This is a genomic window from Vagococcus jeotgali (assembly GCF_035918315.1).
Lineage (GTDB): Bacteria > Bacillota > Bacilli > Lactobacillales > Vagococcaceae > Vagococcus > Vagococcus jeotgali.
In genome coordinates, this window is the sequence record NZ_CP142146.1 from 735,560 (window position 1) to 761,698 (window position 26,139).

Consider the following 26,139-nt stretch of genomic DNA (forward strand, 5'->3'; position numbering starts at 1 on the left):
AAAGGTTAGTGTGTTTTTATTTTAGAAAGGTGGTGAATGATGTGAAGCTAACTCAAAAACAGCAGAAGTTTTGTGATTATTATATTCAGTCAGGTAATGCGAAAGAAGCAGCAATAAAAGCTGGTTATAGTAAAAAAACAGCGAAAGAAACAGGCTACGAAAACCTCACAAAACCTCACATAAAATTTTATATCGATGAAAGGCTAGAAGAAATAAAAAACGAACGCACCGCAGACGCTCAAGAAGTTATGGAATTTCTAACTAGCGTGATGCGTGGTGAAGTGACTGAGCCAGTCAGCATTTTAGATGGTGACGGTTATCAAAAAGTAGTTGACTTAAAACCTAGTGTACAAACAAGACGAGCAGCAGCAGTGGATATTGGGAAACGTTACGCATTGTTCACCGATAAAGTTGATTTACAACAAGGGGATATCGTTATTAAGGTTGGTGAGTGGGATGGCGATTAAACACAAACCTAAAATAATCCTAGAGTTTCCTAAACCAGCTGAGGTATTCAATAAAGATATTTACAACGTGCTTTTTGATTATTCGAAGTTTACTGAAATTCATTACGGTGGAGCTTCAAGTGGAAAGTCACACGGAGTTGTTCAAAAGGTAGTTATTAAAGCTTGCAAAGAATGGAACTACCCTAGAAAAGTTCTCTTCTTAAGAAAAGTAGGCTCAACGATTAAAGATTCTATATTTGAAGATGTGAAGTCATGCCTTGCAGATTTAAAGATTTTAGATAAATGCAAGGTTAATATGACTGATTATAGAATAGAGCTTCCAAACGGCGCAACGTTTCTTTTTAAAGGCATGGATGACCCAGAGGAGATTAAATCTATTAAAGGTGTGTCTGACGTTGTAATGGAAGAGGCAACTGAGTTTACTTTAGAAGACTACACACAATTAACTTTACGTTTACGTGAGAAAAAGCATAAACAAAGACAAATATATTTGATGTTCAACCCAGTATCAAAAACGAATTGGGTATATAAACATTTTTTTGAAAAAGGCGTGAAGTTAGATCCCAATCGAGTTGTTATCTATCATACGAGTTATAAGAATAATCACTTTCTAGACGAGGAAGTTAGGCAAACGATAGAAGAATTAGCAGAACGCAACCCGGCATACTACCGAATATATGCGCTTGGTGAGTTTGCTACTTTAGATAAGCTAGTGTTTCCTACATACGAAAAGAAATTCTAAATTGCAACATTAAGTTAGCCACTCTGGTAAAAATATCTAAATATCAGTGTTATTTTATTGAACCCCTTACTTACCAACATGTTTTGATCTTTAGATTTTGAATTTCTTCTAAAAATAATGTTGCTGGTTGTCTATAGTCTAAAATTTTACGCGGCAAAAGATTAACTTTTTCAGTAGCCAGTTGTATGAACTGCTTTGAGTAGTGACAGATAGGCGTTCCTTTCGGAACAAATTGCCGTAATAAACCATTATGTCTTTCGTTTGTTCCTCGTTCCCAAGATGAATAAGGGTGAGCAAAGTAGATATCAGTCATTTGTTGCAGAGTATCATCAAGTGAGCTAAATTCACTGCCATTATCAGCAGTAATCGATTGAAATATGCTACTAAATCGGGCTCTTCCAAACTCATATTTTAACTGTTTAATAGCGTAACTAACAGACTCTTCAGTATGATCATCTAGAACAACAGTAATCATGTAGCGAGTTTTTCTTTCAACAAGTGTAAGTAGAGCATTATCATCTTTAGATTTTGAACCAATGACACTGTCTATTTCCCAATGACCAAACTCTTGTCTAGAATCAATTTTGCTAGGTCGTTCATCAATTGATTTTCCAAGAGCTTTTTTATGCTGACGACTTCTTTTCTTTTTAGGTGATAGTCTAACTTTCATCTTGAGATGATGATTTCTGACTGGTAAAAAACCTTTATCAATATAGTTATAAAGTGTCTTAGTAGAAACAATAGGTTTATCCCAAGTCCCTAAAGACTTGATAAAGCCAACAATTGCATCTGGTGACCAATTAAAGTCTATCATTTGTTTACAAGCATAATTAATAAAATCAACAGCACTAACTAGCTTAGATTTCGAACCACAGCGTTTCCTGTTTTCTATGTATTTAGCTTGCCCCGTATCAGCAAAATAGAGTTGTTTAGGTTTCTTATTTTCTTTGATTTGCGTGGTCGTTCCTCGTTTAAGCTCATTACTTATTGTTTGATGGTGTCGGCCTAATCGTCTACCAATTTCTCTATTAGAGTCTCCCATATTATGCCAAACTTCAATAAGCTGCCTTTCCTTTAAGGAAAGATGTTTATAACTAGATGTCTTTGTGTTATTCTTAATTTTCACCATGATAAAAATTCCTTTCGTTGTTGGGTAGTTACTTTAATGATACACGAATTTTTACCATGGTGTTTTTTTATTATTTTAGAGTGGCTAACTTGATTTTACAACTAAGCAAATTAAAAGGCTAGTCTCTTAATTGAGATTAGCCTTATTTTTTTGGTTAAATAATAGAATTATATTCGTACATTTCATCTAAAATATCTGCTTCAAACTACTAACTTCTAAAAAGGGGCAAATAAGGGGCAGAAAAGTAAACATAATTGAAATATAGTTGAAAGTTAATAGACTTTAAAAATAGCTATAAACCTTTATATGACAACTGTTTGGACAGTTTTTGAATAATGAAAAAATTAATGGGTTATTACCGTGCATTACACGGTAAAGCTGCAAGAATCAAAGAAATCCGTCGTTAATAATTCGTTATTAATGAGGCTCTTCGTCAAATCGTGTTGATATTTAAAAATTGATAAAATAAGGGCATTAGAAGAAGGGGGATTTTTCCTCCTTCTTCTTTTTAATTAAATTGAAATGATTGGCCTTGAATAAGGAAAATCCGTCGCTTAAAAGTTAAGAAATTTCGGTAACCATAGGCTGTTCGTTTGATAGCTTTGATTCGGTTGTTAATTCCTTCTAAAAAACCATTTGAATAAGAATGATTTAAAGCATTGGTAACACCCTGCCTGAAGGTTCGGAATGTTTTGAATTTGGCTTTAAATTCCTTAGGAAGCTCATTAGAGATAGAATGGGTTAATTCTAAAAATAAGTCTGAATCCTTTGTTTCATAAGCATATTTTAACTCTTGTATATAATCATATGCGATTTTTATAGTTGAGTTATAGGAAAGAAGTTCTTCAATGACACCAACTTGTGTCATACTTTTATTGAAAAGAGGATAATTACTATATGTAGTGGCACTTAATTGACTAGAGTCTTTTAAAAATAGTTTCCAATATTTTTTTATTCTCCGGTATTGTTTTGCTTCTTCATTATCATAACGTTTTAATTGATTCATTTCTTTTATTCTTAGTTGATTAAAAGAACGATTGATATGCTGAATGATATGGAATCTATCTGTCACAATCTCTGCATGTGGAAATATAGTTTTAAGAAGGCCACCGTAGTTGGCATTCATATCCATGACGAGAAACTTCACTTTTAACCGCTCTTTTCTGGAGTATTTCAGGAAGTACTTAATAAGAGAGAAGAGGCGTCTATCTGGTAAAATATCAATAATCTTTTTACTTTCAGCATCAGCACAAATAAAGCTCATACCAGATTGACATGACTTAGTTGATTTAAATTCATCGACACATAGTACTTTTGGTAGATGTTGAAAGTTGGTTAGACAGTGGTTGGTAAAGTCGTATAAAACACGTTGTACCGTGTTATCAGAAACATGATGAAATCTAGCAATCTCTTTTCTTGAACGATCTTCTTTCAAATCTAAGGCGATTTGATACTTTAATGTTTTCGATATATGACAATAGTCATCGACTAACGCAGTATCAGCACTGAATGTTGTATGGCATTCTTTACATAGATATCGTTCTCTTTTAAGTTCTAAATAAGTTGTGACCCTATTAAACTCCGGTAGTTGTGTTTTAGTAGTATAAGTACCATTTTTAACACACGTATTCTGATGACAAGAGGGGCATATTCTGTCTGGAGACGTTAGTCTTCCCCTTATTATATTTGAGCGTCTACCTCTAATAGTAGCCTCAGTTAACCAATCTTTTTCAAAAATAATAGATTTGTCTGTTAAATTAAGTCATTTTCTAGTATGATTATCCATGGGAACATCCTCCTGATCATTTGGTTTTTGGCGACTTTATTTTATCATGTTTGGATGTTCCTTTTTGTATTTAAAAACAAAAAATCGTATTAATGGAAACTATCCATCAACACGATTTATTATAGATCCATTTTTTTGCAACCGATTCCCTTAATAATCTTGTTTAATCTTAATAATAATGATATATTTTAAAATAAAAATAGACAATCGGTTGTTCACAAGTTGGTTGATTATATTAAAAGGGGTAGATGCATAGTGGAAAAGACGAATTGGTGGCAAGAAGCTGTCGTGTATCAAATTTATCCAAGAAGTTTTCAAGATTCAAATGGTGACGGAATTGGTGATTTAAAAGGGATAATTTCTCGTTTAGACTATTTAGAAAATTTGGGAATTACTGCTATTTGGCTGAGTCCAGTTTATAAATCTCCTAATGACGATAACGGCTATGATATTAGTGATTATCAAGATATTATGGAAGAGTTTGGCTCAATGGCTGATATGGAAGAGTTAATTGATGAAGCAAGGAAACGAAACATACGTATTATTATGGATTTAGTTGTTAATCACACCTCAGATGAGCACCCTTGGTTTATTGAAGCAAAATCAAGTAAAGAGAATTCTTATCGTGATTATTATATTTGGCGTGATCCAGTTGATGGTGATGTCCCTAATGAGCTTGGTTCAACGTTTAGTGGGAGCGCTTGGGAGTTTGATGAAGCAAGTGGGCAGTATTTTCTACATTTATTTAGTAAGCGTCAACCAGATTTAAATTGGGAAAATGAGAAGGTAAGACAAAGTGTTTATAATATGATGAACTTTTGGTTAGATAAAGGTGTCGGTGGTTTTCGAATGGATGTGATTGATTTAGTTGGTAAATTACCAGATGAATTAATTACAGGTAATGGACCGAAACTTCATGATTATTTAAAAGAGATGAATCAAGCAAGTTTTGGTCAGCATGATGTGATGACTGTTGGTGAAACTTGGGGTGCCACTCCTGAAATTGCCAAATTATATTCTAATCCAAGTAGAGAAGAGTTGTCTATGGTGTTTCAGTTTGAGCATGTAGGTCTTGATCAACAAGATGGGAAAGATAAATGGGACTTAAGACCTCTAGAGATAAAAGAGTTGAAAGAAGTCTTATCTAAATGGCAAACCTCTCTTGGAGATGAAGGTTGGAACAGTTTGTTTTGGAACAATCATGACTTACCTAGAATTGTCTCACGCTGGGGAAATGATGATACGTGGCGAGTAGAAAGTGCTAAGGCCTTTGCTATTTTACTTCATATGATGAAAGGAACACCTTATATTTATCAAGGTGAAGAAATCGGGATGACTAACTATCCTATTTCTTCAATAGAAGAAGTTGAAGACATTGAAAGCCGTAATATGTATGCTGATCGCTTGAAGAAGGGATACAGCAAAGAGGAAATAATGAAATCTATTAATGCTAAGGGAAGAGATAATGCTAGAACACCTATTCAGTGGGATGCTACTTTAAATGGTGGATTTACAACAGGGACACCTTGGTTACATGTTAATCCCAATTACTCTAAGATCAACGTAGAGCAAGCATTACATGATGCTGATTCTATATTTTATACATATAAAACGTTAATCCAGTTAAGAAAGGACAATCCAGTCATTGTACGAGGAGAATACTCTTTAATTGAAGATACACCTGATAACGTATTTGCTTATACAAGAACATATTTAGGTGACACTATTTAGTTGTAGTCAATTTGTCTGATGAGGTGACGGAGTGTCAAATAGATATGGTCGTGGATGAGACGTTAATCGAAAACATGCCAACTCCTAATAATCTTAAACAGATGACTCTTCAGCCTTGGCAAGCTTTTGCTGCTACTATTTTAGACTAAAATAGTAGGATTGTATATTTGTTTAATCGAAATTGTCAATCGAACATAAAAATGTCCCAAAATGAGGGCTCACATTAGCGCAATCTTTACTGCGTAAAACTTGCACTAATGTGACCATTATTGGTAAAATAAGGTACTTTTTGTTTCAGGCTGTTTTTTCAGCCTCATATTCTTCGATAGTACGGTCAATACTTTGAAGATACCTTTTGAAAGACTCAAGTTTCCACGGATGTGACTGTGGTGGAATGTACTTGCGTCTTTCTTTTTTTATATCTGAAGAAACCCCATCAAACTCTTTTGAATAGGTCTCATGGGTTTTTAATCGTCTAGTAGGATAAATTTTTTCTGCTATATTAACATAAATCTCCCCGTTAAAAGCTTTTATAATTAATGCTTTTGTTTTCCTTGTAAAATATTTGTCGCTACTACCTTCCGTTGGAAGATAACATTTATTTTGATACTTAATATGATGGCCATTATCGACGATACGATGAGAGACAGTAGATAGAAATTGATTAGCCTCCTCTATAGAATGTATATTTGCTATCTCAAGATCAACAGGCAATCTTGACTACACTGTCTCATTTAAACGTTCTACACGACCTTTTGCTTGAGGAATAGAGGATGTTTTTATGTCAATACCTAATTGATGACAAGCAAACCCAAACTGCGTGAACGTATCTTCTTCTACAGCTTTTGTTGATTTTTTGTTGTACTAAAAGACGGTTCGTTTATCTGTTAGAAAAGTGGCAGGAATCCCTTGTTTTGTCAGAATTTGATGAAGAACATGGTAATAACCATTGAGCGTTTCCTGTTGGTCAAAATAAGCGCCAACAATATTACCTGATGCGTCGTCAATAGCTAAATGAAGATGAGTTATTTGATTTCCAAACCAATTATATGAACTAGCATCTAATTGAATTAATTCTCCTTTGTATTTTTTTCTAGGTCGACTAGGATGGGTCTTTTCAGGGAGTTCTAGGTAGTCTTCAGCTCTTGGAACCAATAGGTTTTCTGATTGTTTGGTTTGTTGACCTTCTTGCTTTATTAATTGTTTGAGTCTTCTTTTTGTCTTTTTTTGAGCTTTTGGTGAAAGTATTTTTGCTTTGTACAGGATGCTTCTAATTGTAGTATCTGTATAACAGATATGATGGTCGTTTTTCAGTATTTCAGTAAAATGCCTAATATTTGGTTTAATACTAAACGATTGATAACTAGTGATTATTTGTTGTTTTACTTTTTTCAGGCACAGAGTGCTTATTTTTTCTCCCTCGATTTTTATGGACAAATGCTGATTTACCATTTTCCCTGTATGATTTCACTAAACGGTTAATTTGTCGTATAGATAAATTAAGTTCAACACTAGCTCTCTTTTTTTTGTTTTTTATTTTCAGCGACAGCTTTAATAACTTGATACTTTTTGGTTTCATTCCTTGTTAGATTTATCCTTTTCATAAAGTTATTTTATCATTTTGGGACATTTTGTCTTTCGACCTACTTAGGACATTATCACTTTCGAATGATATAGGATTGTATATTTGTTTAATCGAAATATGTCAATCGAACATAAAAATGTCCCAAAATGAGGGCTCACATTAGCGCAATCTTTACTGCGTAAAACTTGCACTAATGTGACCATTATTGGTAAAATAAGGTACTTTTTGTTTCAGGCTGTTTTTTCAGCCTCATATTCTTCGATAGTACGGTCAATACTTTGAAGATACCTTTTGAAAGACTCAAGTTTCCACGGATGTGACTGTGGTGGAATGTACTTGCGTCTTTCTTTTTTTATATCTGAAGAAACCCCATCAAACTCTTTTGAATAGGTCTCGTGGGTTTTTAATCGTCTAGTAGGATAAATTTTTTCTGCTATATTAACATAAATCTCCCCGTTAAAAGCTTTTATAATTAATGCTTTTGTTTTTCTTGTAAAATATTTGTCGCTACTACCTTCCATTGGAAGATAAAATTTATTTTGATACTTAATATGATGGCCATTATCGACTATACGATGAGAGACAGTAGCTAGTAATAAATTAATTTCAGCTGTTGTAGGAGAAGTTTCATAAACACTTTCTGCAGTTTTGTGACCAAATTGTCGATTAAACTTTCGAATCCATACAGATAGAAATTGATTAGCCTCCTCTATAGAATGTATATTTGCTATCTCAAGATCAACAGGCAATCTTGATTGCACTGTCCCATTTAAACGTTCTACACGACCTTTCGCTTGAGGAATAGAGGATGTTTTTATGTCAATACCTAATTGATGACAAGCAAACCCAAACTGCGTGAACGTATCTTCTTCTACAGCTTTTGTTGATTTTCTGTTGTACTCAAAGACGGTTCGTTTATCTGTTAGAAAAGTGGCAGGAATCCCTTGTTTTGTCAGAATTTGATGAAGAACATGGTAATAACCATTGAGCGTTTCCTGTTGGTCAAAATAAGCGCCAACAATATTACCTGATGCGTCGTCAATAGCTAAATGAAGATGAGTTATTTGATTTCCAAACCAATTATATGAACTAGCATCTAATTGAATTAATTCTCCTTTGTATTTTTTTCTAGGTCGACTAGGATGGGTCTTTTCAGGGAGTTCTAGGTAGTCTTCAGCTCTTGGAACCAATAGGTTCTCTGATTGTTTGGTTTGTTGACCTTCTTGCTTTATTAATTGTTTGAGTCTTCTTTTTGTCTTTTTTTGAGCCTTTGGTGAAAGTATTTTTGCTTTGTACAGGATGCTTCTAATTGTAGTATCTGTATAACAGATATGATGGTCGTTTTTCAGTATTTCAGTAAAATGCCTAATATTTGGTTTAATACTAAACGATTGATAACTAGTGATTATTTGTTGTTTTACTTTTTCAGGCACAGAGTGCTTATTTTTTCTCCCTCGATTTTTATGGACAAATGCTGATTTACCATTTTCCCTGTATGATTTCACTAAACGGTTAATTTGTCGTATAGATAAATTAAGTTCAACACTAGCTCTCTTTTTTTGTTTTTTATTTTCAGCGACAGCTTTAATAACTTGATACTTTTTGGTTTCATTCATTGTTAGATTTATCCTTTTCATAAAGTTATTTTATCATTTTGGGACATTTTGTCTTTCGACCTACTTAGGACATTATCACTTTCGAATGATAATTGGCAAATAAAAAAAAGTATGATATAATGAATAGATAATTATATGACCAAGATGAGGAGAGTTATTATGTATCAATTCTTACTGACTGTAATGTTAATTTTATCCGTATTAATTATTATTGCAGTTATCATGCAACCAAGTAAACAAAACAGCGCTGCTAGTGCCTTTTCAGGTGGGGCAAGTGAATTGTTCGGTAAAGCAAAAGCACGTGGATTTGAAGCATTTATGAAAAGAGCAACAACGGTATTAGGTGTTGCTTGGGTAGCAGTGGCTATTGGTTTAGCCTTTTTATCCTCAAAATAATATCATGTAGTCTCCTGTTATGACAGGGGACTTTTTTATTGGTACAATGATATAAAAAGAGAGGAAGATGATGTTGAAACCAGAATCTTTATATATCAAAAAAAGCAATAAAGCAGTATTAATCTTTCATGCTTATACAGGTAGCCCCAATGATGTTAGGTCTCTAGCTAGGAAAATCGAGCGAGAAGGCTACTCAATATATACACCCATGTTTTCAGGACACGGAACACAAGACCCTATGAATATTTTGAACCAAACTGGAGATGACTGGCTAAGTGATGCTCATGAAGCGATGAATTTCTTAGTGAGTGAAGGTCATGATGACATTGCAGTATTTGGTTTATCCATGGGTGGTGTGTATGCGATGAAATTAATAGAATCTTACCCTGATATTTTTGTTGGGGGAGGATCATTTTCTTCTCCTTTAGTCCCAGATGAGATGATTAATATTTACCCAAGCTTTTTAAAATATTGTGAGTACCTTTATGGTCAATCAGGCTTAGCTGGTATTGAGCTAGCTAACAAAATAGAAAACATAAAAGAACCATTAAAAAAACAGATGAAAGAGATAAATCAGGTAACAGAAACGGTAGAACTATCTTTACATTATGTGGAAAAACCAATTTTTCTAGCTCAATCTGGAAAAGATGAGTTAATTAATGCTCAAGCTGTTTATAAAGCAGCAAGTAAATTGACTCACGCATTAGTTGAAACACATTGGTATCCAAATAGTACACATGTGATTACAATAAGTAAAGATAAGTTTAAATTTGAAAAAGATGTCATTCATTTTATTCATCAGTTACCTTGGAAGTAGGAGAAAACTATGGAAAAAACAATTAAAACAAATATTATTGAGGCAATGGCTTCAAGTAAAAAGAAGTCATTTTCAATTGAAGAACTATCAGAGATGTTAGGACTACAAAAAAGTGATGATTTCAGAGAATTAGTACAAATTATTGCTCAAATGGAGCGTGAGAAATTAGTTGCCTTTAGTCAAAAAGGCAAAGTAAAATTAGTAGCTAAAAAAGAAGCTTTAACGGGGACATTTTTAGCCAATGAGCGTGGGTTTGGTTTCATTGCCATTGAAGGTGAGGAATCAGATGTCTTTGTTAGTAAGGAAAATACCGCTTATGCTTTAAATGGTGACACAGTTGAAGTGGAGATATTAAATCCTGGCAATCCGGTAGAAGATAAGGGGCCAGAAGGTAGAGTCACACGTATTATTGAACGAGGATTCACTCAGATTGTTGGCATATTTACCTTGTTTACTGAAAGTGAACAACAAGAAACAGGCCTATCAGGTGTTGTGACTCCTAAAGATAAAAAACTAGGAAATTACAAAGTGTTTACCGCTCCAGGTGGTATTTTACCAGATGATGGTAGTGTGGTGGCTGTGGAAGTGACGCATTACCCAGAAGAAGGGTATACTAACAGTTTTGAAGGTCTAATTAAACAAGTGATCGGTCATAAAAATGATCCAGGTATGGATATTTTATCAATCGTTTTACAATTAGGGATACCAACAGAATTTGATAATGAGACAATACAAGAAGCAGAAAAGTTGCCAGATGTTGTGCGAGCAGAAGATATGGAAGGTCGCGTTGATTTACGTGATAAGATGATTATTACTATTGACGGGGCTGATGCGAAAGATTTAGATGATGCCGTAACAGTTAAAAAACTAGATAATGGTAATTACTTCCTAGGTGTCTACATTGCAGATGTGACCCATTATGTTACTGAAGGAACGTCGCTTGATCAAGAAGCAAGTGATAGAGCAACAAGTGTGTACTTAACAGATAGAGTTATTCCAATGTTACCAAGAAAATTATCTAATGGTATTTGTTCACTAAACCCTAACGTGGATAGACTTGCTATGGCTTGTGAAATGGAAATTAACCAAGAAGGACACGTAGTTTCTCATGATATTTTTGAAACTGTGATTCACTCAAAAGCTCGAATGACTTATGATGAAGTTAATGAAATTATTGAAGGAACTAATGAAGAGACAATTGCGAAGTATCAAGAATTTGTTCCAATGTATCATGATATGGCTGAATTACATCATATCCTAGAAGAGATGCGTATGAAACGTGGTGCGATTGCTTTTGAAGATAGAGAAGCCTACATTGTTGTTGATGAAGAAGGACGACCAGTTGATATCAAACTGAGAACAAGAAAAGTAGCTGAGCGTTTGATTGAATCATTCATGTTAGCAGCCAATGAAACAGTAGCTAAAACTTATACCGATTTAGAGTTACCTTTTATTTACCGAATCCATGAACATCCAAAAGAAGAAAAAATCCAACGATTTTTAGAATTTATGACTCATTTTGGTATTATGGTCAAAGGTAGTAAGGAACAAGTCTCTCCAAAGGAATTACAAAGAGTACTAGATAGTGTCCAAGGAAAACCAGAAGAGCCAGTTGTGAGCATGATGTTACTTCGTAGTATGCAACAAGCTAAGTATTCTGAAGACCCAAGTGGTCATTATGGTCTAGCAGCTGAGGATTATACTCATTTTACTTCTCCTATTAGACGTTACCCAGATTTAATTGTTCATAGATTGATTAAATCTTATCAAGGTAAAAAAGTATCTGATAAGTTAAAACAAAAGTGGGAAGATACTATTCCTGAGATTGCTGATCACAGCTCGAAAATGGAGCGTCGGGCTGTTGAGGCTGAAAGAGAAACAGATAAACTTAAAAAAGCTGAATTTATGGAAGATAAAGTTGGAGAAGAATTTGATGGTATTATTACGGCAATTACCAAATTTGGAATGTTTGTTGAGTTAGCTAATACTGTCGAGGGCTTGATTCATGTGAACCAATTAACTGATGACTATTATCATTTTATTGAAAATCATATGGCTTTAGTTGGGGAGCGAACTGGTAAAGTTTATAAACTTGGACAAAAGGTAAGAATTAAAGTTATTAAAGCTGATGCAGAAACAAGAGAAATTGATTTTGAACTGTTATCTTCTGAAACGTTAACTGATTCAATCGAGGTACCAACGAGAGATAGAAAAAGAAAAACAAGAGAAAGTTCTCCAAGAAGAAAAGGAAAAACTTCTAATCAAGGAAATAAAGAAAGAGAAGATAAAAACTCCAATAAAAAAGGGAAAAAACCATTCTATAAATCGGCAAAAAAGAAAAATAAATCAAAAGATAGAAAAAAATAGAGGTGAATATCAGTGCCTAAAGGTGACGGAAATTTAATTGCCCAAAATCGTAAAGCGAGTCATGATTATGCTATATTAGAGACGTTTGAGGCAGGTATTGTACTAAAAGGTACAGAAATAAAATCTATTAGACAACGTAAAATAAACTTGAAAGATGGTTTTGCAAGAGTTAGGGACGGGGAACTTTATTTAATGAATGTTCATATAAGTCCCTATGAACAAGGGAATATCTTCAACCATGATCCTCTGCGCACAAGAAAATTATTGCTTCATAAAAAACAAATTATGAAGATAAATAATGAAATGAAAAATACAGGAATAACACTAATTCCTCTTAAAGTTTATATAAAAGATGGTTTTGCCAAAGTGTTACTTGGTCTTGCTAAAGGTAAAAAACAGTATGATAAGCGGGAAGATTTAAAGCGTAAAGATATGAATCGTGAAATCAATCGAATGATGCGTGAGAGGCAAAAATAGTAAAATAATGAAGGAAAAGACAGTTGTAAAATTGTCTTTTTTTCATTTAATGATCAATTTAAAACTTAGTAAAACCTTTGGAAATTTTTTTGTGTTATTAATCATTTGGTGTTATTATAGTTTCGTTGGAGAAGATTTTTGAATCCAATAAATAAATATACCAGGCAACTGGTCTATTTGTTTATAATACAGAAGAGTTATTCTTCTTATTAGGTCGATTTTAGAAAGGAAAAGGGGTGAAATAAGTGGAAGAACAATCCTGGCTATTTACCATTGGTGGGATAACCTTTGACGGTACTGTTGTGATAATGACTGTATTAACATGTTTATTAGTATTTGCCATTGTCTATTTTTGCAGTCGTAACTTACAGATGAAACCTAAGGGGAAACAAAATGTCTTAGAGTACATTATTGATTTTGTAAGAGGAATTGTTTCAGATAACGTTCAGAAGAAAGAAGTAGCACAATATCATTTGTTAGCTTTTACATTCTTTATGTTTATTTTAGTTTCTAACCTTTTAGGTTTAGTGATTAAAATAACAATTTTACCAGACGATGTGACGTTATGGAAAAGTCCAACGGCAGATCCTTTGGTGACTTTAACACTTGCGCTAACTGCCATCGTGTTATCTAACTACTACGGTATTAGAAAACAAGGTATCAAAAATTATTTTGTGAATAGTTTTATGAAACCGACTGCAATTTTATTACCGATTAAGCTAATTGAAGAATTTACAAACGTTTTAACGTTAGGACTTCGTTTATACGGTAATATTTTTGCTGGAGAGGTTTTACTATCCTTGATTGCAAATCTAGGAGCAAGTAGCCCTACGAAATTTATCTTAGCTTTACCGCTTGAAGTCATTTGGCAGACCTTCTCATTATTTATTGGGGCTGTTCAAGCATTTATCTTTGTAACTTTAATGATGGTTTACATTTCACATAAAGTTGAGACAGAAGAACATTAACAAACATATCAAACAAATAAGTTTTATATTCTAGGAGGAAAACAACATGCAATACCTTGCAGCAGCAATCGCAGTATTTGGAGCTTCAATCGGAGCAGCTTACGGAAACGGGAAAGTCATTTCAAAAACTTTAGAATCAATGACACGTCAACCAGAATTATCAGGTCAATTAAGAAGTACAATGTTTATCGGGGTAGCCTTAATCGAGGCTGTACCAATTCTAGGTGTAGTTATTGCCTTATTATTAGTATTTAAATAACAATTAACAAGATTGCATCTTAAAAAAAGGTGAATAGAAAAGGAGTGTAGTAAACACATGATCAATCAATTAGTGATTGCAAGCTCTGGGCAAACTACGCTAAGTACAATCCTTTTTGTATTAGTATCGTTTCTTGTATTGTTATTGGCTTTAAAGAAATTCGCATGGGGACCTGTTATTAACATGATGGATGCCCGCGAGAATAAAATCGCCGGAGATATTGATAATGCAGAACAGTCAAAGCTAAATGCAGCTAATTTAGAAAAGCAAAGAGAATTGGAATTAAAAGAGGCTCGTACAGAAGCTCAAAGTATTATTGCTCAAGCAAAAGAGACTGCTGAAAAGAATGCACATCATATTTTAATCGATGCGCAAGACAACGCAGTACGTATGAAAAAACAAGCAAAAGAAGACATTCGTCTTGAACGTGAGAGAATGGTTGAAGAAGCTAAGAATGAAGTCGCTGATTTATCAATAGAAATCGCTTCTAAAATCCTTAAGAAAGAATTGACAGCTAGTGCACATCAAGAATTGATTCAATCAAGTATTGAACAGCTAGGGGCTGATGATAATGGCTAAGAAATTTAATGTAGCAAGAACTTATGGACAAGCTCTATTTGATCAAGCCATTCAACTAAAGGCAACTTCTGAAGTTTATCAAGAGTTATTAGAACTAAGAGAAGTCTATCATCAGGTACCTGATTTAGGCGAGATTCTAACTGATGATCGTTTAGCTGTTTATGAAAAAGTAAATATTGTCAAAGATCTTGAAAATAGCTTCAGTGATGTGATTGCAAAGTTTATTCATACAATTTATGACTATGGTCGCATGGATGATATGCTGGATATTATTGATGAATACGAGCATTTATTTTACAAACAGTTTGGTATTGTGGTAGCTGTGGTAACAACAGCAGTAGCTTTATCTTTAGAACAAAGACACGAATTAGAAATAAGTTTGGCAAAACAATTTCATGCATCTAAAGTTGTATTAAGAACAAAATTAGATCCAGCTATTATGGGTGGAATGATTGTCGAATCAGAACATCAAATTATAGATCAAAGTGTACGTACAGAACTAAATAACATACATGCTGAACTATTAGCTTAATGTTTAACGACAAGTTGAGAGGTGACATACATGAGTATTAAAGCGGAAGATATTAGTTCGCATATAAAACAACAACTTGCTAAGTACGAAGAATCATTGACCGTTGATGAAGTCGGAACAGTAACATATGTTGGTGATGGAATTGCTCGTGCTGATGGATTAGAAAATGCCATGGCTGGAGAGCTTTTAGAATTTGATAACGGTGTTTACGGTATGGCACAAAACTTAGAAAGAGATAATGTTGGTATTGTTATCTTAGGTGAGTTTGAACATATTCGTGAAGGTGACAAAGTAAAACGAACACAACGTATTATGGAAGTTCCAGTTGGTGAAGCATTGATAGGTCGTGTGGTTAATCCACTTGGTGAACCAATTGATGGCATGGGTCCAATTGATACAAATAAAACACGTCCAATTGAAGCACAAGCTCCTGGTGTTATGGCTCGTAAGTCAGTAGATGAGCCCTTGCAAACAGGGTTAAAAGCTATTGATGCTTTAGTACCGATAGGTCGTGGTCAGCGTGAGTTGATCATTGGTGACCGTAAGACAGGAAAAACATCAATTGCTATTGATACAATTATTAATCAAAAAGATCAAGGTACTATTTGTATTTATGTAGCAATTGGTCAAAAAGAATCAACAGTAAAAAATCAAGTTGAGATTTTAAAACAGCATGATGCAATGGATTATACAATTATTGTAACAGCTGGTGCTAGTCAACCAGCACCCCTACTTTATTTAGCAGCTTACACAGGTGCAACGATGGGTGAGGAATTTATGTATAACGGTAAACACGTGTTAGTTGTTTATGATGATTTATCAAAACAAGCAGCTGCGTACCGTGAGCTATCTTTACTACTTCGTCGTCCTCCAGGTCGTGAGGCTTTCCCTGGAGATGTGTTTTATTTACACTCTCGTCTTTTAGAGCGTTCTGCAAAACTTAGTGATAAACTTGGTGGTGGATCAATGACAGCTTTACCGATTGTCGAGACGCAAGCAGGAGATATTTCTGCTTACATCCCAACAAACGTGATTTCAATCACAGATGGTCAAATTTTCTTAGAGAGTGATCTATTCCACTCGGGTGTTCGTCCAGCTGTTGCTGCTGGGTTATCGGTATCTCGTGTTGGTGGGTCTGCTCAAATTAAAGCTATGAAAAAAGTAGCTGGGACGCTTCGTTTAGATTTAGCTAGTTACAGAGAGCTAGAGGCTTTTACTCAGTTTGGTTCTGACTTAGATGCAGTAACTCAAGCTAAGTTAAATCGTGGTAAACGTACCGTAGAAGTATTGAAACAAAAAGTTCATGAGCCATTAGCTGTGGAAAAACAAGTGTTAATTTTATATGCGTTAACTCATGGCTTTTTAGATGGTATTCCAGTAGATGAGATTACGCGTTTTGAAAGTGAATTATTTGAATATGTTGGCAACAACTATCCAGCAATTTATGACACTATTCGTACAACAAAAGCTTTACCTAATGAAGCTGATTTAGATAAAGCGATTAAAGAGTTTACAGAGATTTTTAATTTTAATGAGTTTTCAGTTGTAGACGAAATCAAACAATCTTAAGAAAGTGGTGATTGATTAATGAGCGGTTCACTTATAGATATTAAAAAGAGAATAGCTTCGACTAAAAAGACTAGTCAAATTACAAGCGCTATGCAAATGGTTGCTGCTTCTAAATTGGCGAAATCTGAACAATCATCAAGACGCTTTCAAGAGTATGCAACTAAAGTGAGAAGTATCACAACCCATTTAGCTTCATCGCAATTAACAGCTATCGATAATGCTGACTATTCAAGCTTTGAAGATGACATGCAAATGTATCATCAGCTTTTAATTGCTCGTGAAGTGAAAACAATTGGTTATATTGTGATTACTTCTGATAAAGGTTTAGCTGGAGGATATAACAGCTCTGTCTTAAAAAACATGCTAGATATTCTCGCTAAGGATAAAGAAAACGATAGTAATGTCGTATTAATGGCTATTGGTCGAACTGGAGCAGATTTTTTTAAACAACGGGATTACCCTGTTGCTTATGAATTAAGAGGTTTAAGTGATCAACCTTCCTATGATGAGGTAAGAAAGATAGTTAATGCTGCACTTCAAATGTATAACACAGAGGTTTTTGATGAATTATACGTGTGTTATAACCATCATATCAATACATTAGCATCGTCATTTCGTGCTGAAAAAATGTTGCCGATTGTGGATTTAGATGCTAAAGAAGCAGAGACTTTTGAGCAGGATTATATTTTAGAACCATCAGAAGATGCCATTTTAAACACATTATTACCTCTTTATGCTGAGAGCTTGATATACGGAGCAGCTTTAGATTCTAAAACTGCTGAACATGCAGCTCGCATGACAGCTATGAAGAATGCAACTGAAAATGCGGCAAATATTATTGATGATTTAACGATTTCATATAATAGAGCACGCCAAGCTGCCATTACTGAAGAGATCATTGAGATTGTCAGCGGTGCAGCAGCATTAGAATAGTCACGAGGAGGAAAAGATGAAATGAAAGTAGGGAAAATAGCCCAAGTCATTGGTCCCGTTGTGGACGTCGTCTTTCCATTAGATCAATCATTACCAGATATTAATGATGCACTTATTGTATATAAACCTGGTACAAAAGAGAAAATTGTTTTAGAGACAACTCTTGAAATTGGTGATGGAACAGTTCGTACGATTTCAATGGAATCGACAGATGGATTACAAAGAGGGATGGAAGTATTAAATACTGGGGCTCCAATTAGTGTGCCAGTAGGTCCAGAAACTTTAGGTCGTGTATTCAATGTATTGGGAGATCCTATTGATTTAGGTAAACCGTTGGATGATTCAATCCAAAGAGATAATATTCACCAAAAAGCACCCGCTTTTGATGAGCTAAGCTCAAGTACAGAGATTTTAGAGACAGGTATTAAAGTTATTGATCTTCTGGCCCCTTATTTAAAAGGTGGTAAAGTTGGGTTGTTTGGTGGTGCCGGTGTTGGTAAAACCGTTCTAATTCAAGAATTAATTAATAATATAGCTCAAGAGTTAGGTGGATTATCAGTATTTGCTGGTGTTGGTGAGCGTACTCGTGAAGGAAATGACTTGTACTTTGAAATGAAAGACTCAGGGGTTATTGAAAAAACTGCCATGGTCTTTGGTCAAATGAATGAGCCACCTGGAGCTCGTATGCGTGTTGCTTTAACTGGTTTAACAATGGCTGAGTATTTCCGTGATCAAGAAAAACAAGATGTACTATTGTTTATCGATAACATCTTTAGGTTTACTCAAGCTGGATCTGAGGTATCAGCTCTTCTAGGACGTATGCCTTCTGCTGTTGGTTATCAACCAACACTCGCAACAGAGATGGGACAATTACAAGAGCGTATCACGTCAACAAAATCTGGATCAATTACATCAATCCAAGCGATTTATGTACCAGCCGATGATTATACAGATCCGGCTCCAGCAACAGCTTTTGCCCATTTGGATGCAACAACTAACTTAGAGCGTCGTTTGACTGAGCAGGGTATCTATCCTGCCGTTGATCCACTAGCGTCATCTTCAAGTGCTTTAGAGCCAACTATTGTAGGGGAAGAGCATTATAAGGTAGCCACAGAGGTTCAACGTTTATTACAACGCTACAAAGAATTACAGGATATTATCGCTATTTTAGGTATGGATGAATTAAGTGAAGAAGAAAAAATCGTCGTAGGTCGTGCTAGACGTGTTCAATTTTTCTTATCACAAAACTTCCACGTTGCTGAACAATTTACAGGTCAACCAGGTAGTTACGTACCGTTAAAAGAAACTGTTAAAGGTTTTAGAGAGATATTAGATGGTAAATATGATGATTTACCAGAAGATGCTTTTCGTATGGTAGGACGAATTGAAGAAGTGATTGAAAAAGCTCAGAAATTAGAGCAGTAGGCAAGGGGGAAAATAGATATGAGTACCTTTTTAGTGAATATCGTAACCCCAAATGGGATTGTTTATGATCAAGATGCTATTTTCTTAGTGGCTAATACTGAAGCAGGCTCCCTTGGTATTTTACCAAAACATGCTCCTTTAATCGCTCCTTTAAAAATTGATGCTGTTCGTATTGATTTAGAAGGAGATAAGAAAGATTGGGTAGCTGTAAATGGTGGAATAATCGAAGTACGAGACAATGTCGTGTCAATTTTAGCTAATAGTGCTGAAAAAGAAGGCGATATTGATGTATCAAGAGCTAAAGAAGCTAAGGAACGTGCTGAAGGTAAAATTGCTAGAGCTAAGGAAGAGCATGATGAAACAATCGATATGGACCGTGCAAAGGTTGCTTTGTACCGTGCTATTAATCGATTAAATGTAGCTGATAAAGAAAGGTAAGGGGGCCCATGTGGTTTCTTTACCTTTTTCTTATGGAAAGGAAGTGAGTATATGTCAGTTTATGGAATAGATACGTTTGTTAGAATTTTTAGTCATTTAGCTTTTATATATTTCGCATTTTGGAGCTTACAGTCCCTTCGTTTGGATGTTATTTTTAAAAAAGGGGTACAGTATGATAAACAGATTAGAATTTTTTATGCTCTAGTTGCTATTGCTGTAGGGTATAACGTGAGTAATTTCTTTTTAGAAATTATATTTTTAATACGAAATTATGCAGAAGGACTTATTATCTAACTGTAATTATCTAAAATATAAAACATGTAAAAATAAAAAATTATGTTTTTCCTAGAAACCATGATATAATGACTTGGATTTATGTAGAATTCCTTATATCTATGGAGGGAAAAATTTAATGGAATATATTGTAGTTCGTGGTGGTAAAAGTTTAGAAGGTACTGTTAAAGTGGAAGGTGCAAAAAATGCTGTACTACCTATTCTAGCAGGTGCTCTATTAGCGGATGGAGGACAAACAACAATAACAAATGCCCCAATATTATCAGATGTATTTGCGATGAACCAAGTTATTAAGCATTTAAATACAGATGTAGAATTTGATGAAAAAACAAATACTGTATCTATTGACGCTACAAAAGAATTAGAAACAGAGGCTCCTTTTGAATACGTTAGTAAAATGCGTGCCTCAATTGTTGTTATGGGCCCACTTTTAGCTCGTACTGGTCGTGCTAAAGTTGCTATGCCTGGAGGCTGTGCGATTGGAACAAGACCGATTGATTTACATTTAAAAGGATTTCAGGCTCTAGGAGCTAAGATCACCCAAACAAATGGTTATATTGAAGCTGTTGCTGATGAGTTAAAGGGTGCTAGAATTTACCTAGATTTCCCAAGTGTTGGTGCAACACAAAATATCATGATGGCAGCTGTTAAAGCAAAAGGTATAACTGTCATTGAGAACGTGGCTAGAGAACCTGAAATTGTTGATTTAGCTATGTACTTAAACAAAATGGGTGCAAAAATCAGTGGAGCTGGAACGGAAACCATTAGAATTGAAGGTGTGGATAGTTTATGTGGGACAACGCACAGTGTTGTACAAGATAGAATTGAAGCTGGAACATTCATGGTTGCTGCAGCAGCTACCGGTGGGAATGTATTAGTGAAAGATGCGATTGTGGAGCATAACAGTCCGTTGATTTCTAAATTGATTGAAATGGGTGTTAAAGTAACAGAAGAAGCTGACGGTGTCAGAGTTATTGGCCCAAATGTTTTACGAGCAACTGATGTGAAGACTCTACCTCATCCAGGATTCCCAACTGATATGCAAGCTCAAATGAGTGTCTTAATGGTATTAGCTACTGGAGATAGTATTTTGACTGAAACATTATTTGAAAATAGATTTCAACATTTAGATGAATTGCAACGTATGGGTGCTAAGTATCGTATTTCAAACAACGTTGCCTATATCAGTGGTGTTCCACAGTTGCAAGGAGCACAAGTAGGAGCAACTGATCTACGAGCTGCAGCAGCGTTAATTATTGCAGGGATGGTTGCCGATTCTGTTACTAAAGTGACGAAATTAGAGCATCTAGATCGTGGTTACTATAAATTCCATGAAAAACTAGCTGGATTAGGTGCTGATATTGATCGTATTGATTCTTCGGATATTGCTATTGAAGAATTTGAGTGGTCACTGTAAAAATAGATAAAAAGAGGTGAGTCACAATGAATCCAATAACCAAAAAAGTATTATCTCAATTATTTTTAGTTATATTGGTTGTGCTTGTCTTGCTTGCTTTGTTTTTTGCAGGGCTCTTTGTAGGCTACGTGTATTTTGGTAAAGGTAGTTCCAATGAGGTCTTTAATCAAGAAACATGGCAACATATTATTGAATTTGTAAAATAATAAAGTTATAGTTATATAAATGAGAAGAAAGAGCAACAGGTACAAAAAGAGGTTTAATTTTTGTGTTTGTTGCTTTGTTTCTTAACTTTAAAAAAGGTGAAAATATGTTAAAAAAAATATTTATATTGCCCGTTCGTTTTTATCAAAAATTTATCTCACCCTTGCTTCCTAAAAGTTGTCGTTATCATCCGACCTGTTCACAATACACAGTTGATGCCATTAATTACCACGGGGCAATTAAAGGGTCAATTATGGGATTAGGTCGTATTTTACGTTGTCACCCATTTGTGAAAGGTGGTATAGATTATGTACCATCTAAATTTTCTTTAAGAAAAAATCCAGATGAAACTTATCGTGGTCCTTATAATAAACAAAAATAAAACTTACTATGTATCTACCTGGCTTTAGACTTAACAAAATTTTAGATATATGTTATGATAATTTAGTTGAGAAAAGGGGATGAAAATAATGAAAAAGAATAAACCCGTTGAAGTAACGATTAAAGATTTAGGTACTCATCATGAATTATCAATTGGTAAAAAAATGATTGGTAAAGTGACTGAATTATCTGAAAATAAATATCAAGCAGAACATTCACACGGTATTTTAGGTATTTTTAAAGATCAAGATAGTGCTCATGAAGAGATACTTCGTCATTGGAATTTACACAATTAAAAAAATAAAAAAAGTTTGAAAAAGACTTGCAATTTATCTGAAAATTAGTTATTATATTGAAGTCGGGTTGATAAATAACACCTAATCGACACGGAGGGATAGCGAAGTGGCTAAACGCGGCGGACTGTAAATCCGCTCCTTCGGGTTCGGCAGTTCGAATCTGCCTCCCTCCATTTTTAATATTGGGCTATAGCCAAGCGGTAAGGCAACGGACTTTGACTCCGTCACTCGTTGGTTCGAATCCAGCTAGCCCAGTACAAAATCTAACGCATATGTGTTAGATTTTTTATTTTATCAAATGTATGTTATTCTTAAAGTAAATAATCTGAAGGGACGATATATTCAATGGAAGAATTATCTAACAAGCTTGCAACACAAATTATGGGGATACGTGAATCATTAAAAGGAACAGAAGCTGTGGAATCTGTTAAAACAACAGCACAATTAATCTTACCTAGCAAAAAAGATTCAAAAACGACAAAACATACTAAGATCAAGCAAAACCAAAGAAAATGGCATGCTAAATATTATTAAAACAAAAAACTTCCTAACCTTTGGGAAGTTTTTTGTTTTATTAAAGGGCTCTTCGTCAAATCGTGTTGATATTTAAAAATTGATAAAATAAGGGCATTAGAAGAAGGGGGATTTTTCCTCCTTCTTCTTTTTAATTAAATTGAAATGATTGACCTTGAATAAGGAAAATCCGTCGCTTAAAAGTTAAGAAATTTCGTTAACCATAGGCTATTCGTTTGATAGCTTTGATTCGGTTGTTAATTCCTTCTAAAAAACCATTTGAATAAGAATAATTTAAAGCATTGGTAACACCTTGCCTGAAGGTTTGGAATGTTTTGAATTTGGCTTTAAATTCCTTAGGAAGCTCATTAGAGATAGAATGGGTTAATTCTAAAAATAAGTCTGAATCCTTTGTTTCCTAAGCATATTTTAACTCTTGTATATAATCATATGCGATTTTTATAGTTGAGTTATAGGAAAGAAGTTCTTCAATGACACCAACTTGTGTCATACTTTTATTGAAAAGAGGATAATTACTATATGTAGTGGCACTTAATTGACTAGAGTCTTTTAAAAATAGTTTCCAATATTTTTTTATTCTCCGGTATTGTTTTGCTTCTTCATTATCATAACGTTTTAATTGATTCATTTCTTTTATTCTTAGTTGATTAAAAGAACGATTGATATGCTGAATGATATGGAATCTATCTGTCACAATCTCTGCATGTGGAAATATAGTTTTAAGAAGGCCACCGTAGTTGGCATTCATATCCATGACGAGAAACTTCACTTTTAACCGCTCTTTTCTGGAGTATTTCAGGAAGTACTTAATAAGAGAGAAGAGGCGTCTATCTGGTAAAATATCAATAATCTTTTTACTTTCAGCATCAGCACAAATAAAGCTCATACCAGATTGACATGACTTAGTTGATTTAAATTCATCGACACATAGTACTTTTGGTAGATGTTGAAAGTTGGTTAGACAGTGGTTGGTAAAGTCGTATAAAACACGTTGTACCGTGTTATCAGAAACATGATGAAATCTAGCAATCTCTTTTCTTGAACGATCTTCTTTCAAATCTAAGGCGATTTGATACTTTAATGTTTTCGATATATGACAATAGTCATCGACTAACGCAGTATCAGCACTGAATGTTGTATGGCATTCTTTACATAGATATCGTTCTCTTTTAAGTTCTAAATAAGTTGTGACCCTATTAAACTCCGGTAGTTGTGTTTTAGTAGTATAAGTACCATTTTTAACACACGTATTCTGATGACAAGAGGGGCATATTCTGTCTGGAGACGTTAGTCTTCCCCTTATTATATTTGAGCGTCTACCTCTAATAGTAGCCTCAGTTAACCAATCTTTTTCAAAAATAATAGATTTGTCTGTTAAATTAAGTAATTTTCTAGTATGATTATCCATGGGAACATCCTCCTGATAATTTGGTTTTTGGCGACTTTATTTTATCATGTTTGGATGTTCCTTTTTGTATTTAAAAACAAAAAATCGTATTAATGGAAACTATCCATCAACACGATTTATTATAGACCCTATTAAAGTATGGATACTTATGTTGTCATGACACTAGAGACAAGATATAATGACATTAAAGATATGAAGAAGGAAGTGGCGGTTATGACTTCAAAGTTACCTGTATATATAAAGATACATGATCAGATAAAAAAAGAAATTGAGGATGGTATATGGAAAGTCGGCGATAGATTGCCATCTGAAAGAGAGTTATCAGAGACATTTGGTGTGAGCCGAATGACTCTGAGACAAGCAATACAAACTTTAGCTGAGGAGGGGATATTGGAGAGAAAAATAGGTTCTGGGACATATGTTGCTAGACAAAAAGTAAAAGAGACGATGACAGGAACAACAAGTTTTTCTGATATTGTCCGCTCTCAAGGAAGTCAGCCCTCAAGTCAAACAATAGCATATTTCATTACATCCCCTAGCTCAAGTGAAATGGAGAAGTTAGAGCTTACTAAGGACAAAAAAATTTTAAAGATGGAGCGAATTCGCTATGCTGATGATGTACCTATTTGCTTTGAGGTAGCAAGCATACCTTATGATATGGTTAAAGGGTTTACTAAAGATGAAATAACAACGTCTTTATATCAAACTTTAGAAAATAACGGTCATAGAATGATTGGTAAATCTTCTCAGAGTATTTCAGCTCTTAGTGCTTCAGAGACCATTGCACATTATTTGGATCTGAAAAAAGGTGATGCTGTATTAAGGTTGAGACAGGTTTCTTATCTACAGGATAAAACACCGTTTGAATATGTTCGAAGTCAGTATGCTGGTGAGAGGTTTGAATTTTATTTAGAAAAATAACCTTAGAAGAAGTTAGTATTCATATTGGATAACATGATTAAACTCTTTGTAACTCAAAAGAAAGGCTGTCCTACTGGGTTTGTCAAGTTAAGTGTGTAAATTCCTTAAAAATAAAAATAGAAACTCAATTTGACAATGAGTCGTCCTGTGATAATCTCTAGGAATAAGAGGGTATTTTTAATAAACCTCTTGTCCTACTTTTTTAGGATTAGCCTTTCTTTTGAGTTGTTTGAGAAAATAACAAGTTAGTGATTGAGATTTAACTTTTTTATGAGACGGGTATTTCAACATATTCTTTTTCACCTGTTTTGATTTTAACTTGTCCGCTTAGTAAGTTAGTGATATCTTTTTTAAAATCAGAAACATCTTTTTCATCGACCATAATAATGAGTTCTACTTCATGAGTATAAATGGTTTCTTTTAATGTATATTGTGTCTGATTTTCTAAAAAATAGTCAATTTTTCCATGGGCTGCGTAATCACAAATAACATGTATGGCCGATTGCAAACGCCCCTCAACAAGACCAACGTGATTAATAGCATCAGCGACCACACCGCTATAAGCACGAATAAGACCACCAGCACCCAGCTTAGTTCCTCCAAAGTAGCGTGTCACAACAGCTAGTACATTTTTTAAATCTCTAACTTTTAAAATGTCTAACATAGGTACACCTGCTGTGCCACTAGGTTCACCGTCATCGCTAGAACGTTGAATAGACTGATTACTTCCTAAAACGTAAGCTGAGCAGTTGTGACTAGCTTTCCAGTGTTCTTTTTTTATTTGCTGAATAATATCTTTAGCCTCTTCTTCTGATTCGATGCGATATAAATGGCAAATGAAAGTTGATTTTTTTATAATCATTTCATA

The 26,139-nt window shown here is 34.4% G+C and carries 26 protein-coding genes, 2 tRNA genes and 3 pseudogenes; 24 read left to right on the forward strand and 7 right to left on the reverse strand.

All coding sequences use genetic code 11. From position 1 onward, the window contains the following. Positions 1-41 precede the first annotated feature (41 nt). Positions 42-467 carry a terminase small subunit gene (locus VSF34_RS03840; RefSeq protein WP_326717742.1) on the forward strand — a complete coding sequence of 142 codons (426 nt, stop codon included), beginning with the start codon at positions 42-44 and terminating at the stop codon, positions 465-467. After that, positions 457-1,203: pseudogene (locus VSF34_RS03845) on the forward strand (PBSX family phage terminase large subunit); the annotation flags it as partial. The gene VSF34_RS03840 and the pseudogene VSF34_RS03845, both read left to right, overlap by 11 nt. Before the next feature lie 76 nt (positions 1,204-1,279). Here VSF34_RS03845 and VSF34_RS03850 read toward each other — a convergent pair. Both VSF34_RS03850 and VSF34_RS03855 read right to left on the reverse strand, forming a co-directional pair. Then, entirely contained in the window at positions 1,280-2,338 is a 1,059-nt protein-coding gene (locus VSF34_RS03850; protein WP_326716671.1) for an IS30 family transposase, read from the reverse strand. A gap of 508 nt (positions 2,339-2,846) precedes the next feature. Then, entirely contained in the window at positions 2,847-4,079 is a 1,233-nt protein-coding gene (locus VSF34_RS03855) for an ISL3 family transposase (protein ID WP_326718014.1), read from the reverse strand. 300 nt (positions 4,080-4,379) lie between these two features. Between VSF34_RS03855 and VSF34_RS03860 the strand changes: the two are divergent. Continuing rightward, positions 4,380-6,004 (forward strand): annotated as a pseudogene (locus VSF34_RS03860) (glycoside hydrolase family 13 protein). A 145-nt stretch (positions 6,005-6,149) separates the two neighbouring features. Here the strand turns inward: VSF34_RS03860 and VSF34_RS03865 are convergent. Both VSF34_RS03865 and VSF34_RS03870 read right to left on the reverse strand, forming a co-directional pair. Next, positions 6,150-7,459: pseudogene (locus VSF34_RS03865) on the reverse strand (ISNCY family transposase). A gap of 211 nt (positions 7,460-7,670) precedes the next feature. Next, positions 7,671-9,056 (reverse strand): ISNCY family transposase, encoded by a 1,386-nt coding sequence (locus VSF34_RS03870; protein WP_326716316.1) that lies wholly within the window; start codon positions 9,054-9,056, stop codon positions 7,671-7,673. A 159-nt stretch (positions 9,057-9,215) separates the two neighbouring features. On the opposite strand from VSF34_RS03870, the gene secG reads away from it, so the two are divergent. The 20 genes from secG to VSF34_RS03970 all read left to right on the forward strand — a co-directional run bounded on the left by secG (position 9,216) and on the right by VSF34_RS03970 (position 22,942). After that, on the forward strand, positions 9,216-9,452 hold the full coding sequence (gene secG, locus VSF34_RS03875; RefSeq protein WP_326717743.1) for a preprotein translocase subunit SecG: 237 nt from the start codon (positions 9,216-9,218) through the stop codon (positions 9,450-9,452). A 70-nt stretch (positions 9,453-9,522) separates the two neighbouring features. Continuing rightward, the gene (locus tag VSF34_RS03880; RefSeq protein WP_326717744.1) at positions 9,523-10,269 is read left to right on the forward strand and encodes an alpha/beta hydrolase; all 747 of its coding nucleotides are present in this window, start codon (positions 9,523-9,525) and stop codon (positions 10,267-10,269) included. 9 nt (positions 10,270-10,278) lie between these two features. After that, on the forward strand, positions 10,279-12,636 hold the full coding sequence (gene rnr / locus VSF34_RS03885; protein WP_326717745.1) for a ribonuclease R: 2,358 nt from the start codon (positions 10,279-10,281) through the stop codon (positions 12,634-12,636). A 12-nt stretch (positions 12,637-12,648) separates the two neighbouring features. Further along, entirely contained in the window at positions 12,649-13,113 is a 465-nt protein-coding gene (gene smpB / locus VSF34_RS03890; protein WP_326717746.1) for an SsrA-binding protein SmpB, read from the forward strand. A 245-nt stretch (positions 13,114-13,358) separates the two neighbouring features. Beyond that, entirely contained in the window at positions 13,359-14,081 is a 723-nt protein-coding gene (gene atpB, locus VSF34_RS03895; RefSeq protein ID WP_326717747.1) for a F0F1 ATP synthase subunit A, read from the forward strand. Between the two features lie 46 nt (positions 14,082-14,127). Next, positions 14,128-14,340, forward strand: coding sequence for an ATP synthase F0 subunit C (atpE, locus tag VSF34_RS03900; protein WP_326717748.1), 213 nt, complete (start codon positions 14,128-14,130; stop codon positions 14,338-14,340). Between the two features lie 57 nt (positions 14,341-14,397). Continuing rightward, positions 14,398-14,919 carry a F0F1 ATP synthase subunit B gene (atpF, locus tag VSF34_RS03905; protein WP_326717749.1) on the forward strand — a complete coding sequence of 174 codons (522 nt, stop codon included), beginning with the start codon at positions 14,398-14,400 and terminating at the stop codon, positions 14,917-14,919. Further along, positions 14,912-15,451, forward strand: coding sequence for an ATP synthase F1 subunit delta (gene atpH / locus VSF34_RS03910; protein WP_326717750.1), 540 nt, complete (start codon positions 14,912-14,914; stop codon positions 15,449-15,451). The genes atpF and atpH overlap by 8 nt, the downstream gene beginning before the upstream one ends. A gap of 30 nt (positions 15,452-15,481) precedes the next feature. Beyond that, positions 15,482-17,020 (forward strand): F0F1 ATP synthase subunit alpha, encoded by a 1,539-nt coding sequence (atpA, locus tag VSF34_RS03915; protein WP_326717751.1) that lies wholly within the window; start codon positions 15,482-15,484, stop codon positions 17,018-17,020. 18 nt (positions 17,021-17,038) lie between these two features. Continuing rightward, positions 17,039-17,953: a F0F1 ATP synthase subunit gamma gene (locus VSF34_RS03920; RefSeq protein ID WP_326717752.1), complete on the forward strand. Its 915-nt coding sequence runs from the start codon at positions 17,039-17,041 to the stop codon at positions 17,951-17,953. 21 nt (positions 17,954-17,974) lie between these two features. Then, positions 17,975-19,378, forward strand: a complete 1,404-nt coding sequence (gene atpD / locus VSF34_RS03925; RefSeq protein ID WP_326717753.1) for a F0F1 ATP synthase subunit beta — start codon at positions 17,975-17,977, stop codon at positions 19,376-19,378. 18 nt (positions 19,379-19,396) lie between these two features. Further along, positions 19,397-19,816, forward strand: a complete 420-nt coding sequence (locus VSF34_RS03930; RefSeq protein WP_326717754.1) for a F0F1 ATP synthase subunit epsilon — start codon at positions 19,397-19,399, stop codon at positions 19,814-19,816. A gap of 51 nt (positions 19,817-19,867) precedes the next feature. Continuing rightward, positions 19,868-20,110, forward strand: a complete 243-nt coding sequence (locus VSF34_RS03935; RefSeq protein ID WP_326717755.1) for a DUF1146 family protein — start codon at positions 19,868-19,870, stop codon at positions 20,108-20,110. Between the two features lie 118 nt (positions 20,111-20,228). Next, on the forward strand, positions 20,229-21,527 hold the full coding sequence (gene murA, locus VSF34_RS03940; RefSeq protein ID WP_326717756.1) for a UDP-N-acetylglucosamine 1-carboxyvinyltransferase: 1,299 nt from the start codon (positions 20,229-20,231) through the stop codon (positions 21,525-21,527). A gap of 26 nt (positions 21,528-21,553) precedes the next feature. Next, positions 21,554-21,733 (forward strand): DNA-directed RNA polymerase subunit beta, encoded by a 180-nt coding sequence (locus tag VSF34_RS03945; RefSeq protein WP_326717757.1) that lies wholly within the window; start codon positions 21,554-21,556, stop codon positions 21,731-21,733. Between the two features lie 104 nt (positions 21,734-21,837). Beyond that, a complete protein-coding gene (yidD, locus tag VSF34_RS03950; RefSeq protein ID WP_326717758.1) occupies positions 21,838-22,113 on the forward strand; it encodes a membrane protein insertion efficiency factor YidD in 276 nt (91 codons plus the stop codon). Positions 22,114-22,201: 88 nt separating this feature from the next. Then, positions 22,202-22,408, forward strand: coding sequence for a DUF2969 family protein (locus VSF34_RS03955; protein WP_326717759.1), 207 nt, complete (start codon positions 22,202-22,204; stop codon positions 22,406-22,408). Between the two features lie 92 nt (positions 22,409-22,500). Next, a tRNA-Tyr gene (locus VSF34_RS03960) sits at positions 22,501-22,581 on the forward strand. A 10-nt stretch (positions 22,582-22,591) separates the two neighbouring features. Beyond that, positions 22,592-22,663: transfer RNA gene (locus VSF34_RS03965), tRNA-Gln, on the forward strand. Positions 22,664-22,753: 90 nt separating this feature from the next. After that, positions 22,754-22,942 (forward strand): hypothetical protein, encoded by a 189-nt coding sequence (locus VSF34_RS03970; RefSeq protein WP_326717760.1) that lies wholly within the window; start codon positions 22,754-22,756, stop codon positions 22,940-22,942. A 196-nt stretch (positions 22,943-23,138) separates the two neighbouring features. On the opposite strand, the gene VSF34_RS03975 is transcribed toward VSF34_RS03970, so the two are convergent. Together VSF34_RS03975 and VSF34_RS03980 are read right to left on the reverse strand one after the other, a co-directional pair. After that, entirely contained in the window at positions 23,139-23,297 is a 159-nt protein-coding gene (locus VSF34_RS03975; RefSeq protein WP_326718015.1) for a transposase, read from the reverse strand. 42 nt (positions 23,298-23,339) lie between these two features. Then, the gene (locus VSF34_RS03980) at positions 23,340-24,350 is read right to left on the reverse strand and encodes an ISL3 family transposase (RefSeq protein ID WP_326717761.1); all 1,011 of its coding nucleotides are present in this window, start codon (positions 24,348-24,350) and stop codon (positions 23,340-23,342) included. Between the two features lie 213 nt (positions 24,351-24,563). Between VSF34_RS03980 and VSF34_RS03985 the strand changes: the two genes are divergently transcribed. Continuing rightward, a complete protein-coding gene (locus VSF34_RS03985) occupies positions 24,564-25,271 on the forward strand; it encodes a GntR family transcriptional regulator (protein WP_326718016.1) in 708 nt (235 codons plus the stop codon). A 268-nt stretch (positions 25,272-25,539) separates the two neighbouring features. Here VSF34_RS03985 and VSF34_RS03990 read toward each other — a convergent pair whose 3' ends face one another. Beyond that, entirely contained in the window at positions 25,540-26,133 is a 594-nt protein-coding gene (locus tag VSF34_RS03990; RefSeq protein WP_326718017.1) for a YigZ family protein, read from the reverse strand. Positions 26,134-26,139: the final 6 nt, after the last annotated feature.

Bases quoted from the DNA above. Each gene is read 5' to 3' on its own strand.
- VSF34_RS03850 (WP_326716671.1), bottom strand. From the start codon at position 2,338: ATGGTGAAAATTAAGAATAACACAAAGACATCTAGTTATAAACATCTT.
- VSF34_RS03870 (WP_326716316.1), bottom strand. From the start codon at position 9,056: ATGAATGAAACCAAAAAGTATCAAGTTATTAAAGCTGTCGCTGAAAAT.
- secG (WP_326717743.1), top strand. From the start codon at position 9,216: ATGTATCAATTCTTACTGACTGTAATGTTAATTTTATCCGTATTAATT.
- VSF34_RS03880 (WP_326717744.1), top strand. From the start codon at position 9,523: ATGTTGAAACCAGAATCTTTATATATCAAAAAAAGCAATAAAGCAGTA.
- rnr (WP_326717745.1), top strand. From the start codon at position 10,279: ATGGAAAAAACAATTAAAACAAATATTATTGAGGCAATGGCTTCAAGT.
- atpE (WP_326717748.1), top strand. From the start codon at position 14,128: ATGCAATACCTTGCAGCAGCAATCGCAGTATTTGGAGCTTCAATCGGA.
- atpF (WP_326717749.1), top strand. From the start codon at position 14,398: ATGATCAATCAATTAGTGATTGCAAGCTCTGGGCAAACTACGCTAAGT.
- atpH (WP_326717750.1), top strand. From the start codon at position 14,912: ATGGCTAAGAAATTTAATGTAGCAAGAACTTATGGACAAGCTCTATTT.
- atpA (WP_326717751.1), top strand. From the start codon at position 15,482: ATGAGTATTAAAGCGGAAGATATTAGTTCGCATATAAAACAACAACTT.
- VSF34_RS03920 (WP_326717752.1), top strand. From the start codon at position 17,039: ATGAGCGGTTCACTTATAGATATTAAAAAGAGAATAGCTTCGACTAAA.
- atpD (WP_326717753.1), top strand. From the start codon at position 17,975: ATGAAAGTAGGGAAAATAGCCCAAGTCATTGGTCCCGTTGTGGACGTC.
- VSF34_RS03930 (WP_326717754.1), top strand. From the start codon at position 19,397: ATGAGTACCTTTTTAGTGAATATCGTAACCCCAAATGGGATTGTTTAT.
- VSF34_RS03935 (WP_326717755.1), top strand. From the start codon at position 19,868: ATGTCAGTTTATGGAATAGATACGTTTGTTAGAATTTTTAGTCATTTA.
- murA (WP_326717756.1), top strand. From the start codon at position 20,229: ATGGAATATATTGTAGTTCGTGGTGGTAAAAGTTTAGAAGGTACTGTT.
- VSF34_RS03945 (WP_326717757.1), top strand. From the start codon at position 21,554: ATGAATCCAATAACCAAAAAAGTATTATCTCAATTATTTTTAGTTATA.
- yidD (WP_326717758.1), top strand. From the start codon at position 21,838: ATGTTAAAAAAAATATTTATATTGCCCGTTCGTTTTTATCAAAAATTT.
- VSF34_RS03955 (WP_326717759.1), top strand. From the start codon at position 22,202: ATGAAAAAGAATAAACCCGTTGAAGTAACGATTAAAGATTTAGGTACT.
- VSF34_RS03970 (WP_326717760.1), top strand. From the start codon at position 22,754: ATGGAAGAATTATCTAACAAGCTTGCAACACAAATTATGGGGATACGT.
- VSF34_RS03980 (WP_326717761.1), bottom strand. From the start codon at position 24,350: ATGGATAATCATACTAGAAAATTACTTAATTTAACAGACAAATCTATT.
- VSF34_RS03985 (WP_326718016.1), top strand. From the start codon at position 24,564: ATGACTTCAAAGTTACCTGTATATATAAAGATACATGATCAGATAAAA.
- VSF34_RS03990 (WP_326718017.1), bottom strand. From the start codon at position 26,133: ATGATTATAAAAAAATCAACTTTCATTTGCCATTTATATCGCATCGAA.